The sequence below is a fragment of the Mesorhizobium calcicola genome, assembly GCF_042682105.1.
GTDB classification, from domain to species: Bacteria; Pseudomonadota; Alphaproteobacteria; order Rhizobiales; family Rhizobiaceae; genus Mesorhizobium; species Mesorhizobium calcicola.
In genome coordinates this window covers 66,340-80,231 of sequence record NZ_JBHUGY010000019.1, presented here as the reverse complement: position 1 = coordinate 80,231, position 13,892 = coordinate 66,340, and the positions used below count along the sequence as shown (strand labels likewise).

Here is a 13,892-nt window from a genome sequence, read left to right as displayed (position 1 = left end):
TCCTCGAGGCCCAGCGCAGCGGCAATCTCGTCGTCTTGGTCGGGTACCGTCCCATTCGGCAGGTTGATACACGCCAGGCACGCCATGTCGTCGTCGAATCCGTGATGCGACACTCCAAGGTCACCTCGCTGCGTCCAGGAGTTGATCGTCCAGCGGGACACGCGCCTTGCACGGCGATTCGATCCGCGGCGGAATCAAGCGCAACCGCCACATGCCGCATCGAGCCCGCTGGAAGATGCGCTGCACTGCGTAGACACCATGAACCTAGCTGGCAATAGCCTTGGCAACGTACCCCGCGCTCCCTCGGCGCCTAATCTCAGCATGATCGCAATGATCACAACAGAACCGGAAACGTCGAGTCTTCCTCCGGCTGCTGAATACCCAATCCAGAATCCTGACCGATAGGCTCGGGCGCCGGACGACCTTCGGCCCCTGAAAATATTCCGAGATCGCGGTGCGCATGCAGGACCGAGTCCTCATTAGCTCGCTGACCTGGTCAATCTGATGATGGCGCTGCTCCAGCATCTGCTCCCGGTCGAGCGCGAGGACCTGCGCTGTCTCCACCGTTTTCTCGGCCATGAAACGCAGCCTCGAGATATCGCGGCCGACACTCGAACCACTGTGAAACATAACCGCCACGGAAGGCTTCCCATCCCTTCCGGCGCGGCCGAATTCCTGCAGCTGGTCTTCGACCGATGCCGACTGCTGCCAATGGATCACGAGGCGGACGTTCGGGACGTCGAGGCCCATGCCAAAGGCGTTGGTGCAGATGATCTGGTCAACGACCGGCCTGCTTTGCCCAAGGAAGCGCTTGACGAGTTCCTGCCGTTCCCATGCGTTTCCCAACCTGGAATGATAGAGCGGCACTTCAATCCCGAGACTGCGCAGGGCCGCTTGCAGTTCCTCGCCGACGTTCGTTGACGGCACGAAGACCATCGCCTTCTGTCCCTGGAGCTGTGGCAACCGCAGTAGCGATGCGATTTCGACGGCTCGCCGATCGGCTGCGCATCGCCATCGGAGGAGTGCGATATTCGGTCTGTCGACATCGCGCACAAAGACCTCGGCGTCCTCGATGCCGAGCGATTTCAGGATGCGCTGCTGCATCTCCTGCCCGGCGGTCGCCGTGAACGCCAGGACGGGTGGCGAACCTAGCTTTTCGCGGACCTCCTTGAGGCGGCCGTATTCCCGCCGGAAGTCCCTGCCCCATTGATCGACGCAGTGGGCCTCGTCTATGACAATAAACGAAGGCCGCGTCTGCTTCAGGCGAGCACGTTCGCTCTCGCTCCTGACGAAGAAGCGCTCGGGAGCCAAATAGAGCAACTTGATCGCGCCCCGGCCTAGCAGTGAGAATCGGGTCTGTTTCTCCTCGACGCTCAGATCGCTATTGATGAAGGTGGCAGGGATCTTTTTCGCCAGCAGATCGGACACCTGTTCCGACATCAGGGTCTTCAGGGGGCTGACGACCATGGTCAGGCCGCGGCGAAGCACGGCAGGCAGCTGAAAGCAAAGGGTCTTGCCCGATCCGGTCGGACTGACGACCAGGACCGATTTTCCAGAGAGCGCAGCCAGCACGATCGGCAACTGGCCTTCCCGGAAACGATCCTTCCCGAACAGCCGGAGAGCCGGCCCGAAATTGCCCACGCCTTCAGAAACCTTGCCTTCGGTATCCAACCAGCGGGCAAGCCTGACCGCCCATCGCTCGATTACCCGTCTCGCAAGCCTGCCAGCCAGGTTTGGGTGATGGGCTGCATGGCAACCATCGCAAAGGGTGACGAGGTTCGAGAGCCCGTCCGTTCCACCCATTGATCTCGGCAACAGATGATGCACGTCCGCTTGGGCGGATTTCACCGGCGTAGAGCACGAGACGCAGCGGCAGTGGTCACGCTCGAGAACCTGAATGCGTATTTCGTGCCACGAATCTGCGGCAATAGGTTGGCCCATTTCTGCTTCCGTCCCGTCCTTCGAAGCTGCGGAGTAGCAGAATAGTTTTATGAAAAGCTGACCAATGTCATCGTCACGCCGAGGTCCAGGCGGCGCGAATGGTGCCGACGTCCCCGTCGACAGGTGACTGTACAGCCGATGCCGGTGTCGGCCTGGCCCTGCCCTATCGCCGCCGCTCACCAGGTTAGCGGTGGGCTGATGCCGGACCCGGCCCGCCGAGAAGGGAGAGCGCAATGAGTGAAGCCCGCGCCCACCCGACCAAGGCTCCTGACATAAGTGCACATTGAAGCGTGCTACCGTGACGCGGGCACCTGGCCGAGGGCGCGAAGCTCCTCATAGACCCGGCGGAACAGTAAGCGTGCATCCCCAGGCGCTTCACAACGCCCGGTTCGCGTATTAGTTGTCCGTTTGGTAGCGCGTCACGCAAACCCTTTTTCGTTTGCGGCGTGACTTTTTTGTTGAATTTTACGAAGACCTTCGTATATTGAGTGAGCTAATGGCTTTCAAGGGTGTCAGGTATCGCGTCATCAAGGCACTGAAAGAAGGTACTTATCAGCATGCGGCCCGTGGGGGCATCGAGGACAAGAATGCCTTGATGACTGGCGACATCTCCCCCGAGCAACTGATAACGATCATCGACAGGTGCAATGGCTCGCACCATGAGAGTTCTGAACACCATGAGTTCAAGGGCATTGAAGTCCACATCCTCAAGCGAGATGGATGGTACATAAAATTCTTCTTCATAAGTGTACATCCGTCAAGGTAGGCTAACATGAAAATCTGGTATGCTGGAGATAGGAGCAAGGCGCTCTGCGAAAAATGCCGGAAAGTCGTTACGACGACTTTCGATTACCACGATGTGCCCTTCGAAAGCGGGATCGGAGTGGCAAAGCAGATCATGGCGGCTACCTGCGACGAGTGTGGTACCGTTGTGGCTATCCCCCCGCAGTCGACGCCAGCGATCCGCGTTGCTCGCGAGATTGCTTCCAGGCCTTTGGAAGTGGTTATGGCCGCGCCGTTTATAGATACGTTGGACCTGGCGTCCTATCGGATTGATCCTTCTGCTGGCGTGATCCTCCGGAAGTCGCTGATCGCATACTTCGTGCACAGGTCCGTAAACGACGATTCCTTGGTTGAGCGGCTTCGCAAAAACGCGGAGGTTCATCGAGCGAAGTGGAAAAGCTGGCACGACACCCCGTCAAAACGTCTTTCGATGAAAATAACCCCACGCGTTGGCGACGAGTTCGACGAACTCGTCAAGAAAAGCGCGCTGAATAAGACAACATTGGTCAAGTCAATCGTGATGGACATTGGCTCCGAGATCGTTGAGCCCGAAGAGCCGCAGATGATGCCTGAGTTGCGCAGGATGGCTGCGGCGCTTGCTGCCTAGTTGGCGTTTTGGCAATATGGCTGCATTTCCTGTTTCAGGAGGCACCATCCCGATCAAGTGGCGTCTCGCCCTTGAGGCGCGCGCTGGCGAGCTCAATGAGCGAGTAGGCTATCTCGTCCTCGCTCCAGCCGGAGTCCGCCGCGCGCCCAACCAATTCCAGGAAGGCCGGTTCCAACGCGAGCTTGCATTGAAGGCCGCGGTCCGCATGGTCGGCTGGGGAACTTGGTTCGACGATGCCCGATCGCTTCATTGCAGGCCATGGGCTCTCGCCCCTCTCCCTTTGCCACACGAGGCGCGCCAGCTCGCGTGTTGTTGGAGCGCGCGCTGGCAACCGCTTCATCTTCTCAACCAGTCGCTCTAGCGAGCCCGCGCGTTCCAACTCGGAAAAGAAGTGATGCGGAGTGACGCTACCCAGCCGATGCAGCTGGGCCATGTCCCACACATAAGGATAGTCAACCATGAAATCGGATCGGCGCGCGGCCCTGGACGGCTCAACCCTGGTCAGGATGCCGCCGCCCACGAGCCGATCGGCCTTCTCGATGATTTGGCGCACCCTTGATGTGGACAAGCCATGTTCCTGCGCCAGCGCGGCGAAGCGCCTGCCCTCGAGAAAGCTCTCGACCAGGGCGACGTTCCTGTCGACGGTAGGGCTAAACCCCCAACAGGCGCGCAGTTTTTCCAGCATCATCGCGTTCGTTCATCCGGTTGTTCGCGTCCCTGCAAACCCTAACCGGGCAAATCGGCGCTTGGAAGACCCTGGACACTCACGTCTTGGCTCGGGCAGCGATGCGCCGCCATGTGATCACGGAAGATCAGGGCGACCACCATGAACCGTCTGTGACCGGCGACCTCGCGAATGTCGGCTTCTACCGAACACCCGCAGCTCGCGGCAACGTTGAACAAATCCGTTTGAGGATGGCTGATTTCGCCTGGGGCGCGAACCCAAGCTGAAGACTTTACTGCGAAAGGCAGCAGCCCGATCCATCCCGGAATTATGGGACGCCGTGGCCGTCGCCATCGATCGTTTCCACCCCAAAGAATGCGAAAACCTGTTCGCCCACGCCGGCTACTATGCCTAACCGTGATTATCCAGAAACTGCTCTAGTGACCGATTAAGGCCCTCTCGCCGTGGCGAGACATTGGAACGAACATAGCCGCCAAGCTGCGCACTGCTGCTGCTCGTTCCTTATGGGTCATCCTTCGGCAGTTCCACTCGCCGCATAGATCGCGTCGGCAACGTGAACACGTCGAAGAACTTGCCTGAACTTGCCGAGCTTCGCTTCGAAGGTATCGCTGTGAACCTGAGGGAGGGCGGCCGCACCGGTTGCAAAAAGTTCTTGCAGCACCCGGCCGGTCATCGTCAGTGGCCGTCCGATTTCCAACAAATGCAGAACGGTCGGCGCGAAATCGCAAATGCCGGAGGGGATCGTGGAGATCGAACCCGCCTCCGGAAATGCTGAACCAGCAACTATCCCGAGCGCCGAAAGCTCCTTGGGATGCAAGCCACCATGAACGCCGAGGCCCGTGCGGCGGCCGTTGTCATAGAACGTGCCACCGACGAGCCCGAAGGAGTCGGCGCGATCATCGGCACGGAAGGAGAAAGACACATCCGGCGCGCGCACATGATCGGCGAACACCAGGTGTTTGCCGAGGCTGCCGGACGCAATGCCATCCCTTTCGTTCTTCGCACGGGTGAAGACCGGACCGCACCAGGGCACCTCCGTAATCGCCGCGACTAAACGAGCGATCTGTTCGTCAGTGGGATCGGCAAGGTAGAGCGCGCCGACTTGGCCAGGCACCACCACGACATCGACATCGGGTGCAGGCGCGGTGCCCGGCCGAAAGCCCGCATCGCGAAGGCAGTCGGCGACGTTAACGCGGGTGTGGCCCGTGATGTGGCCATGGTCCGAAACGGCTATAATCTGCACGCCGGCGGCGCGGCCCTCGGCCGCCCACCAGTCGAGCAGCCGGCCGAACTGGCGATCGCAATAGGCGATGATGCCGCGCGTTGCCTCCGCGCCCGTGCCATGGAAATGCGAGGTGACGTCCGGCTCACCGTAGGAGAGGATCGTGACATCCGGTCGGTGCTTTGGCCAGACCAGGTTCAGAAAGGCCGAGGTGATCCAGTCCTGGCCGACCTTGTCGGGCTCGATCTTGGGCGGTTCCGGTGGCAGCGGACCGATGCGTTGCTCGGCGTCCGTTAACACTTCAGAGGGCGTGCACGCCTCTCGAAAATGCCCCGACAGACGAACATGCCCGACGTCTTCCGCCTTGTGGTGGAAGAATCGGGTGGTACCGGGTGTGTTGGTCGCCAGGACCGCAAGGGTCTTACCGGAGGCGGCAAGGATTTCCCCAAGCGTCGGGGCAGACATCAACCGCCCGCCGCTTTCGAGATCGAGCGTACGCAAAAGCACCGCATCGGCCGTGTCGATGTAGCGAGGCGGCGCAACTGAACGGTCGATATATTTGTTGCCGACCATGCCATGCCGGTCGGTGGTTGCACCGGTGACAAGGCTCGGAAAGGCCGAACGGGTTTCGCTCGGATAGACCGTGCGATGCTCCGACAGTGTCACGCCCAATGACTGCAAGCGGCAGATGTTGGGCGTGAGTTGAGGCGAGACGAGATCTGGTCGAAGGCCATCAAAACTGACGAACAGAAAACGGGGGGCAGTGGCATTCATCAACGGCTTCCCTCAATCCGAGTTAAGCTTGCCGCACAAAACGAGACGGATCGAATAGGCTGATGTCTCGGTTCGTCGTTCCATTCAGCGCCAGATCGGCCAGAATCTCGCCGATCACCGGTACGAACTTGAAGCCATGACTCCCGAAGCCGCTGGCAACGATGACGTTGCCGCACCTTGGATGAGGACCTATTATAAAGTTGTCGTCCTTGGCCTTTCCTGAGAAGCAGGCCGCGACCTGGGTTGCCCCCTTGCCCCGGATCGAAGGCACAAGATCCGACATGAAACCGACCAGGGTCTCAACCTCGCCTGGCAGAGCCTGCCTCTCAAGATTCTCTGTGTCCGATGCTGTTCCGGCAGTGAAGGCCATTTTTATCGAGTCTTGGCCCTCCAGGATCGGAAAGGCGTACGCAGTCCTTCCCTCGCTGCTTTCGAGCACCCAACGAGGGTGGTGCTTGACAGAGAATACCGCAGCGTCGATGTCCGGCTTGACCCACACCTGGAACAGCCGCTCGCACTTGACCGGAAGTAAGTCGGCGAAGAGACCTTCCGACCATGCGCCGCCAGCGATGACAAGCTTGTCAGCTACGATGATCTGATCGCCGACCTTCAGTTCGACGCCCCGTTGGCTGTGCGTCCAGGAACTGACGGGAGTGTTAAAATGCAGATCGGCGCCATGCCGAACTGCGAGTTCAATGTGTGTCTCTACCGTCTTTTCTGGCGGCATAATGGATTGGGTACGTTCATAGAATGTGGACGTACCCACAGGAGGATGCATCGTGGGCCAGCGCCGGGTGACTTCGGATGGTTCCAGTACTTCGTGTGGGATCCCGTATTTCGTCGCCGTGGCGATAGAGCGTTTCAAGGTTTGCCCGTTGGAGGGCGTAACCACCAGACCGCCGATCTCACGCAGAAGTTCGGCTCCGGTGTCTCGCTCCAGCCGCATCCATAGATCATAGGACTCCAACACCAGCGGTGCATACTGTTCCTCACGAACGTAAGCTTTACGAATAGCGCGCGTGTCACCGTGACTGGAGCCCTGATTGTGGGCTCGCCAAAACTGTTCGAAGCCGATCACCTTGCAACCGCGTCGCGCCAGCGTGGCGGCCGCGGCACTTCCCATGGCACCGAGGCCGAGCACCGCTACTGTCGTCTGTTTCGCTGTCATTTGGATTATTCCGTTTCTCTAATCTCTATGACGACATTGAAGTGGTCATCGACGTTGATAAAAGTGTTCGGGCCGGCCACGATCGTGGATTCCCGTTCCTCAATGATGGCCGGGCCGGCAATTGTCGCTCCGGCAGCCAGTTTCGAACGGTCGAACACGGCACAGTCGACAAATCCCTTGCCTTCGAAATGCTTTTTCATCGAGGATCGTCACGGCAAAATCGTTGGACTCCCGGACAATGGTCGAGAATGCCGTGCGACGCGGCGCTGCGGCTACGGCCGTAGGGGGTGGTCACTTCGCGTGAATCAGCGGCTTGATCGCGCTCATCATGTCAGCCATGACAGCCTCGGGCTCTTCATGCTCGATCAGAACCCGGCGCAGATGATCGCGAATTGCCTCGCTGATCTTGATGGTGTTCTTGCCTGGATAGGAAAGCCATTTCGTCAGGCGCGATGCCGCCTCAAGGGCAGGCTTTTGATTGGGATTGTCCTGATAGAATTTTCCGAGCAGTGTCGGATCGCCGACGGCCTTACTGTTAACCGGCACAGCACCGACGCTCTTCACCAATATCGTCTGGCCGACCGGCCCGGTCAGGAATTTCGCATATTCCCACGCCGCCTTCTGTTTTGCCGGATCCTTCGCGTAGATCATCAGTACACGACCTCCGGCGGGAATTCGCCCATTTTGAGCGGGGATCGGCCACGGCGCTGCCTTGACCTCGAACTTTCCGGCAACCTGTTTCTCGATCTGCCCGAGCGCGGCGCTGTAGGAAGCAAAGACGCCGACGGTTCCCGAGCCGAAGGCCTGCAGCATCTGTGCTTGAGACATGTCGACAGTACCTGCCATGCCGAAATCATGCAGGATTTGCAGCGCTTGAAGCCCCACGGGGCCATTGAAGGCGACGTCGGACCCGTCATCCGTCAGAACCTTGCCGCCGAGACGCCGCCTCGAACTGGCGGGCGCTCTCGGTCATGACATTCGTGTAAGCGCCCGATGAATAGGCGACGTTGATGATAATCGGATCTGCGCAAGCGGCGAGAGGAACACCTGTGGCAGCAAAAGCGCCGGCGAGAAAAAACGCGACTTTGTGCATGATAACTCCGAGTCGGCCGAACTGAGGTTGAAGTCGATTGGCAGCGGCTCTGCAGTCATTGTTGCCGGAGGAATGCGTCGTGGCTGTCCGCGATAATCCGGATTGCCTCTTCGAGCTCGGCATGGGATTTTGCGTGACCGATACCGATGCGGATTGCCCGTGGCGCCTTGCCCGGTGAAGCGGCGTAGGGATCGCCCGTTCCGACATTGACGCCGCGCTCGCGGATAAGGGATGCCAAACCACTGGCTGACGCCGTTTCCGGTAGCCGGATCCAGACATGCAGCGCCCCGTCCTTCGTCTCGAAATCCGTACCCGTCAGCAACGGCCGCACGATCTTGTGACGCGCGACCATTTCCTGCTTGACCGCATCGATGATGCGCTCGGCGCCGCCCGTTTCAATCAGTTGCGTCGATACCGCCGCACTGATTGGCGCGGACATCCAAAAGGTCGCCCTGACGCCCGGCCAGAACTGTTCTTCGGCCAGCGCCGCGCTAGGCGCAACGACATAGGCGATCTTCATTCCGGCGGCGATCGTCTTGGCAACGCCCAGCATGTACCAGGATCGCTCCGGTGCGAGCGTTGAGATTGGCGGCGGTAGGCCTTCGGGTAGCAGGCTATAGATGTCGTCCTCGATAATCTGCAGATCGTATTTGCGGGCAATATCCGCGATTTGCTGACGCCGTTTGAGCAACATTGTCGCGGTAGTGGGGTTTTGAAGGGTCGAAAGGAGGTAGAGGGCCTTGGGCCGATCGCTGCGGCACAGATCCTCGAGTGCCTCCGGCACAATACCCTCGTCGTCCATCCGCACGCCTTTGGGAACGAAGCCGAAGTGCTTCGCCAAGACAAGGATCGGCGGATACGTGAGGCTTTCGACGGCCAGCACATTGCCCTGACCGACAAGCCCGCCGAAGAGCATATTGAATGCACTCTGCGTTCCGTTCGTGACGATAACGCGGCTGGGTTCCGGATTGGCCCCCAGCCTGCGCCCGGTGAAGACCCCGCCTGCAGCGCGGTCCTCCTCGGTTCCCATCCAACGATGCGCACCTACCATTTCGCTCGGCGTGTAACGCGACAGGACGCCGTCCATAGCCTTTCGATATTCGGGGTCGAAGACCTCCGGCACCAATGGCGGGTGGGTGCGGCTCATTTCGATGGTTTTGGTCATGTTTGTATGTCTTTCTCGTAGCTTGGCGACTCTCTGCCGATCAGTTCGGCAGCAAGGCTTGGATATCTTGGACAGTTGCCTTCAGCGCCGCTTCGGGCTCCGCCTTCAAAGTGATCACGGACCGCATGCGATCGATCAGAGTGTTGATGATCTTCCCGCTGTTCTGGCCGGGAAACGAATACCAGCTATTGAGTATGGGTAGCTCTTCGATGGCCGCCTTCATGTTTGGCTTGTTGCGGTAGAACTCACCAAGCATTGCCGGATCTGTTGCCACGCGACTGTTGGCCACCAAATAGCTGGACTTCTCCGCAATGATCTTCTGGCCGTCGGCTCCCGCCGCGAACTTGAGGAATTCCCACGCGGCTTTCTGACGCTCAGGGTCCTTTGCGAATACAATTCCGAGCCCCCCCCCTGCCGGAAGCCGCGCGCTTTCAGAGAGCAGCGGAAACTTTCTCGTTGCGATCGCGAACTTTTCCTCCGACTGTTTCTCGAATCCGCCGAGGCTCCCGCTTGAATCAGCCAGGATGGCGATCTTGCCGGCAGCGAAGAGCTGACGCACCTGGTCGCGCGGCATGTCGACCTCTGCCTGGCCCGCCTCGCCGAAAGCCTTAAGCAACTGCATTGCCTTGAGCCCCTGGGCTCCGTCGAACGCCACCTTTTTCTCGTCGGGGGTCATCATCCGACCTCCTTGGCTTTCGATCAGCGCAATCCAAAACCAATCCGCCTGATCGTAAGTGAAATAGGCTCCAAGCGTGCCGCTCGCGGGATCGTTTATCTTGCGGGCGAGTTCGAGGATCCCGTCCCACGTCGTTGGCAGCCCTGACGGATCGACGTCTACCTTCTTTACAAGGTCGAGATTATAAAAGATGACGGGCGCGGAAACGGAGAGGCCGAGACCGTAAACTTTGCCGCCCACTTCACCGATCGAGGCAACCGAGGGAGAAAGCGTAGTCTCGTCCGATTTCAATTCGACGGAGAGATAGTCATCAAGCGGGACTGCCAAGCCGCGGTCGACGTAGAGCCGGATCTTGTTGTTTCCCTGTATTGAGACATCGGCCAACTGACCAGTCAGGGAGTCGCGCAGTGTCGCATCCACCTGAGCGTTGTAATCACGCTGGCTTGTGTCGATATCGATTTTGATCTTAGGATGTTTGGCTTCGAACGCGCGCGCCATGGCCTCGTACATATCCGCCACAATCGACGGCGCAGCCGAGACGCGAAGGGTCAATTCTTCTGCGGCATTGGCCTCCGTGAGGCCGACACTGCACAGGGTCGCGGCAGCAGCGCCAATGAAAAACCGCCGGCTGAAAATTGACATGGTTAATTCTCCGTTGTTCAAGGACTCTATGTCTGGGTTCGGGTTCACTTCACCGCACCGCCGGTCAGTCCCTCAACGAACCATCGTTGAGCGGCGAGGAATGCGATGACGAGAGGAGCGACGACGATGGTTGAGGCTGCCATAAGGGGGCCGTAGTCGTTGCCGGCCTCCTCATTCTTGAAGGCCATGATGCCGAGCGGCGGCGGCATGAGGTTCTGGTCTCTGACGGCGATCAGCGGCCAGAACAGGCTGTTCCAGTGCCCGACGACGGAGAAGATGCCGAAGGCGATGATCGCCGGCAGTGCCACGGGCACCATGACGCGCCAGACAATCGCGAGCTCCGACAGTCCGTCGAGACGGGCGGCGTGGACGACGTCGTCGGGGATGGTCTTGAAGAACTGCCGGAACAGGAAGATGCCAAAGGGCGATACGACATAAGGGAAGATCAGCGCCGCATAGGTGTTGAGAATTCCGAGCTTGGCACCAAGGATAAACAGTGGCAGGGCCAGCACCTCATGCGGAAGCAGCAACGCGACCAGCACCATGGCGAACAGCAGGTTCTTGCCCGGGAAGTCGAGCTTGGCCAGTGCATAGGCTGCCGGCGCGCAGACGAGGATCTGCAGCGTGACGATCGCCGTGCAGACGATGACACCGTTGAGCATATATTGGGGAAGCGGTGACGCAGTCAGCGCCTTGGTATAGTTCTCGATCCCATAGAACTGCTCCGGCCAGAAGGTGAAGGAGGTGCGGAAGATCTCGCCCGGCGGCTTTATGGAAAGGCTGACCATCCACACGAAGGGGATGAGGATCAGCGCGCCGGTGACCAGCAGTATAGTATGACGGGCGATCGCGGTTGGGATGGAAAGCCCAAGGCTGTAACTGTGCGTGCTCATTGATAGTGAACCTTCTTGTCCATGACGCGGGCCTGGATCAGGGTGAGCGCGACGACGATGACGAGGAAGACGACGGCGACGGAGGCGCCATACCCGGTGCGCAGATATTCGAAGCTTTCGCGGTAGAGCGTGTAGAGCAGCATCTCGGAGGCATGGTCGGGTCCGCCTTGCGTCAGGATCTGCACAGTGTCGAAGGTTTCGAAAGCTTTCAGGGCCACGACAATGAAGACGAACATGGTGACCGGTCCAAGCATCGGCAGCGTCACGGTGCGCAGTCGATCGAGCCACGCGTCGGCGCCGTCGATATCGGCGGCATCATAGAGGTCCTGGGGGATCGACTTCAGCCCGGCGAGGAACAGCACCATGGCATAGCCGAGGTTCTGCCAGATGCCGATCATGGCGAGCACCGGCAGCACGGTATTCTCGTCACGCAGCCAGTTGGCGGTCGGCAGGCTGAGGGTTACGAGCGTCTGGTTGACAAGGCCGATGGTGGGATGCAGCAACGCCTCCCAGGAAATCGCCATCGCCGTCAATGTCGCCATGAAGGGCAGGAAGTGGATGGCGCGATAGAAGGCGCGCAAAGACTTGCCGCTCTCGATCAGAAGCGCGATCACCAGGCCGAGCGTGATCGTGCCGGGCACGACAATCACCACGTAGCGAACGGTGTTGACGAAGGAGGCGCGGAAACCTTCATCGGAAAAAACTTTCCTGAAATTATCGAACCCGACAAAGGAAAGCGTGGTTGCGCCAAACTGCCAGTCGGTCAGCGCGATGGCGAAGACGGCAAAGACCGGCAGGAAGAACAGGACGACGAGCAGGACGAGCGCCGGGCCGGCAAGTGACCAGGCCGACAGGACTTCAGCAACGCGTTGCGAGCGGAGCGTTCTACTGGCTGCAACAGTGTCGGTTGGAACGCCGGCTTGTTCCGGCGTCGTCGAGCGAGCGATTGTCATTGCTGGCGCTCCTTCATTCGAAGCACCTTGGCACCGCCGTGGTCGCCGCTCCGCAGCCGCCGCCCGTCGGCGGCAAACATAAGCAGGCGATCCGGCTTGACGCCGAGATGCAAGGTCTGGCCCGGGTCGATATTGGGCGCGCGCTCGGCGAGCAGCCGGGCGACAATCGGATGATCCATTCCAGGAACATTCAAATGGACGAAGAGGTCGGAGCCCATATGCTCGACCAGTCGCACCGCACCGGTCAGGACGTTCGGGCCGTGGCCTTCGACAACATGGAAGGCCTCCGGCCGGATGCCCAGTGTCACACCGGTTCCCGATGCGATGTCGCCCGATATTGTAAAGTGGGTGCCAGCGGTGCTGGCAATCCCGGCCTCCATCACCTTGGCGTCGAGCATATTGATCTTCGGTGAGCCGACGAACTCGGCAACGCGCCGGTCGTTCGGATCGGCATAGATCTCCTGCGGCGGAGAGATCTGCAGCAACTTGCCATCGAGCATCACCGCCACCCGGTCCGACATGGTCATGGCCTCGGACTGGTCGTGGGTGACGTACACGAAGGTGACGCCGAGGCGCTGCTGCAGTTCCTTGATCTCGGCGCGCATCTGGACGCGTAGCTTGGCGTCGAGGTTGGAGAGCGGCTCGTCCATCAAGAAGACGGCAGGCTCGCGCACCATGGCGCGGCCGACGGCAACGCGTTGTCGCTGACCGCCAGACAATTGGCCGGGCTTGCGCCCCAGCAGGTGGCCGATGCCGAGCGCCTTGGCGGTGCGCATCACGTCGATCTCGATGTTTGCCAGGGTCGCCCTGGTTCCCGGCAGGAAACGGCCGAACAATGGCAGGCGCTGCCAGGCCGAGAGCCGGCGCATCCTCAACGACACGCTCATGTTGTCCTGCACCGTCATATGCGGATAGAGCGCGTAGGACTGGAAGACCATGGCGACATCACGCCGCTTCGGACGCACGCCATCGACGATGCGATCGCCGATCGCCACCGACCCTCCCGTCTGCACCTCGAGCCCCGCCAGAATGCGCAGAAGCGTCGACTTCCCGCAGCCTGACGGCCCGAGCAGGGTCAGGAACTCGCCATCGGCAATCTGAAGCGAAACGTCGCGCAGCACGGTTGTGGCACCAAACGCTTTTTCTATTTTTTCGATGGTTATGGCCGTCATATTGCGTTACCTCGCTTGTCAGCGAGCGCTTGCAACCGCCTGCGACACGCGATGTCTGGATGAGCGAGACCATTGGAGCCGTCGTGTTACAGACAGATGACATATATCGAATAAACCG

General features: G+C 59.8%; 15 protein-coding genes. 2 read left to right on the top strand and 13 right to left on the bottom strand.

Going from position 1 to position 13,892, the window contains the following annotated elements:
- Window positions 1–264 precede the first annotated feature (264 nt).
- Both ACFSQT_RS11525 and ACFSQT_RS11520 read right to left on the bottom strand, forming a co-directional pair.
- Window positions 265–1,941, bottom strand: a complete 1,677-nt coding sequence (locus ACFSQT_RS11525; RefSeq protein ID WP_379018600.1) for a RecQ family ATP-dependent DNA helicase — start codon at window positions 1,939–1,941, stop codon at window positions 265–267.
- A gap of 493 nt (window positions 1,942–2,434) precedes the next feature.
- A complete protein-coding gene (locus ACFSQT_RS11520) occupies window positions 2,435–2,695 on the bottom strand; it encodes a hypothetical protein (protein ID WP_379018598.1) in 261 nt (86 codons plus the stop codon).
- Window positions 2,696–2,713: 18 nt separating this feature from the next.
- Here ACFSQT_RS11520 and ACFSQT_RS11515 point away from each other — a divergent pair, with 18 nt between their 5' ends.
- Window positions 2,714–3,331: a hypothetical protein gene (locus tag ACFSQT_RS11515; protein WP_120019187.1), complete on the top strand. Its 618-nt coding sequence runs from the start codon at window positions 2,714–2,716 to the stop codon at window positions 3,329–3,331.
- A 34-nt stretch (window positions 3,332–3,365) separates the two neighbouring features.
- On the opposite strand, the gene ACFSQT_RS11510 is transcribed toward ACFSQT_RS11515, so the two are convergent.
- The gene (locus ACFSQT_RS11510) at window positions 3,366–4,019 is read right to left on the bottom strand and encodes a hypothetical protein (RefSeq protein WP_379018596.1); all 654 of its coding nucleotides are present in this window, start codon (window positions 4,017–4,019) and stop codon (window positions 3,366–3,368) included.
- An 83-nt stretch (window positions 4,020–4,102) separates the two neighbouring features.
- Between ACFSQT_RS11510 and ACFSQT_RS11505 the strand changes: the two genes are divergently transcribed.
- Window positions 4,103–4,282 carry a hypothetical protein gene (locus ACFSQT_RS11505; protein ID WP_379018594.1) on the top strand — a complete coding sequence of 60 codons (180 nt, stop codon included), beginning with the start codon at window positions 4,103–4,105 and terminating at the stop codon, window positions 4,280–4,282.
- Between the two features lie 242 nt (window positions 4,283–4,524).
- On the opposite strand, the gene ACFSQT_RS11500 is transcribed toward ACFSQT_RS11505, so the two are convergent.
- From ACFSQT_RS11500 to ACFSQT_RS11455, 10 genes are all read right to left on the bottom strand, one after another.
- On the bottom strand, window positions 4,525–6,012 hold the full coding sequence (locus ACFSQT_RS11500; protein ID WP_379018592.1) for an alkaline phosphatase family protein: 1,488 nt from the start codon (window positions 6,010–6,012) through the stop codon (window positions 4,525–4,527).
- Between the two features lie 22 nt (window positions 6,013–6,034).
- On the bottom strand, window positions 6,035–7,180 hold the full coding sequence (gene solA / locus ACFSQT_RS11495) for an N-methyl-L-tryptophan oxidase (RefSeq protein WP_379018590.1): 1,146 nt from the start codon (window positions 7,178–7,180) through the stop codon (window positions 6,035–6,037).
- Between the two features lie 5 nt (window positions 7,181–7,185).
- The gene (locus ACFSQT_RS11490; RefSeq protein ID WP_379018588.1) at window positions 7,186–7,380 is read right to left on the bottom strand and encodes a hypothetical protein; all 195 of its coding nucleotides are present in this window, start codon (window positions 7,378–7,380) and stop codon (window positions 7,186–7,188) included.
- A 91-nt stretch (window positions 7,381–7,471) separates the two neighbouring features.
- Window positions 7,472–8,065: an extracellular solute-binding protein gene (locus ACFSQT_RS11485; RefSeq protein ID WP_379018587.1), complete on the bottom strand. Its 594-nt coding sequence runs from the start codon at window positions 8,063–8,065 to the stop codon at window positions 7,472–7,474.
- Between the two features lie 28 nt (window positions 8,066–8,093).
- Window positions 8,094–8,273, bottom strand: coding sequence for a hypothetical protein (locus tag ACFSQT_RS11480; protein ID WP_379018585.1), 180 nt, complete (start codon window positions 8,271–8,273; stop codon window positions 8,094–8,096).
- Window positions 8,274–8,328: 55 nt separating this feature from the next.
- A complete protein-coding gene (locus ACFSQT_RS11475; protein ID WP_379018583.1) occupies window positions 8,329–9,438 on the bottom strand; it encodes an aminotransferase-like domain-containing protein in 1,110 nt (369 codons plus the stop codon).
- Between the two features lie 40 nt (window positions 9,439–9,478).
- Window positions 9,479–10,756 (bottom strand): ABC transporter substrate-binding protein, encoded by a 1,278-nt coding sequence (locus ACFSQT_RS11470; protein WP_379018581.1) that lies wholly within the window; start codon window positions 10,754–10,756, stop codon window positions 9,479–9,481.
- A gap of 44 nt (window positions 10,757–10,800) precedes the next feature.
- Complete coding sequence (locus ACFSQT_RS11465; protein ID WP_379018579.1) at window positions 10,801–11,649, bottom strand: carbohydrate ABC transporter permease; 849 nt, start codon at window positions 11,647–11,649, stop codon at window positions 10,801–10,803.
- Window positions 11,646–12,602, bottom strand: coding sequence for a carbohydrate ABC transporter permease (locus ACFSQT_RS11460; protein ID WP_379018577.1), 957 nt, complete (start codon window positions 12,600–12,602; stop codon window positions 11,646–11,648). Before ACFSQT_RS11460 ends, ACFSQT_RS11465 begins: the two co-directional genes overlap by 4 nt.
- A complete protein-coding gene (locus ACFSQT_RS11455) occupies window positions 12,599–13,774 on the bottom strand; it encodes an ABC transporter ATP-binding protein (protein WP_379018575.1) in 1,176 nt (391 codons plus the stop codon). Before ACFSQT_RS11455 ends, ACFSQT_RS11460 begins: the two co-directional genes overlap by 4 nt.
- Window positions 13,775–13,892 lie beyond the last annotated feature (118 nt).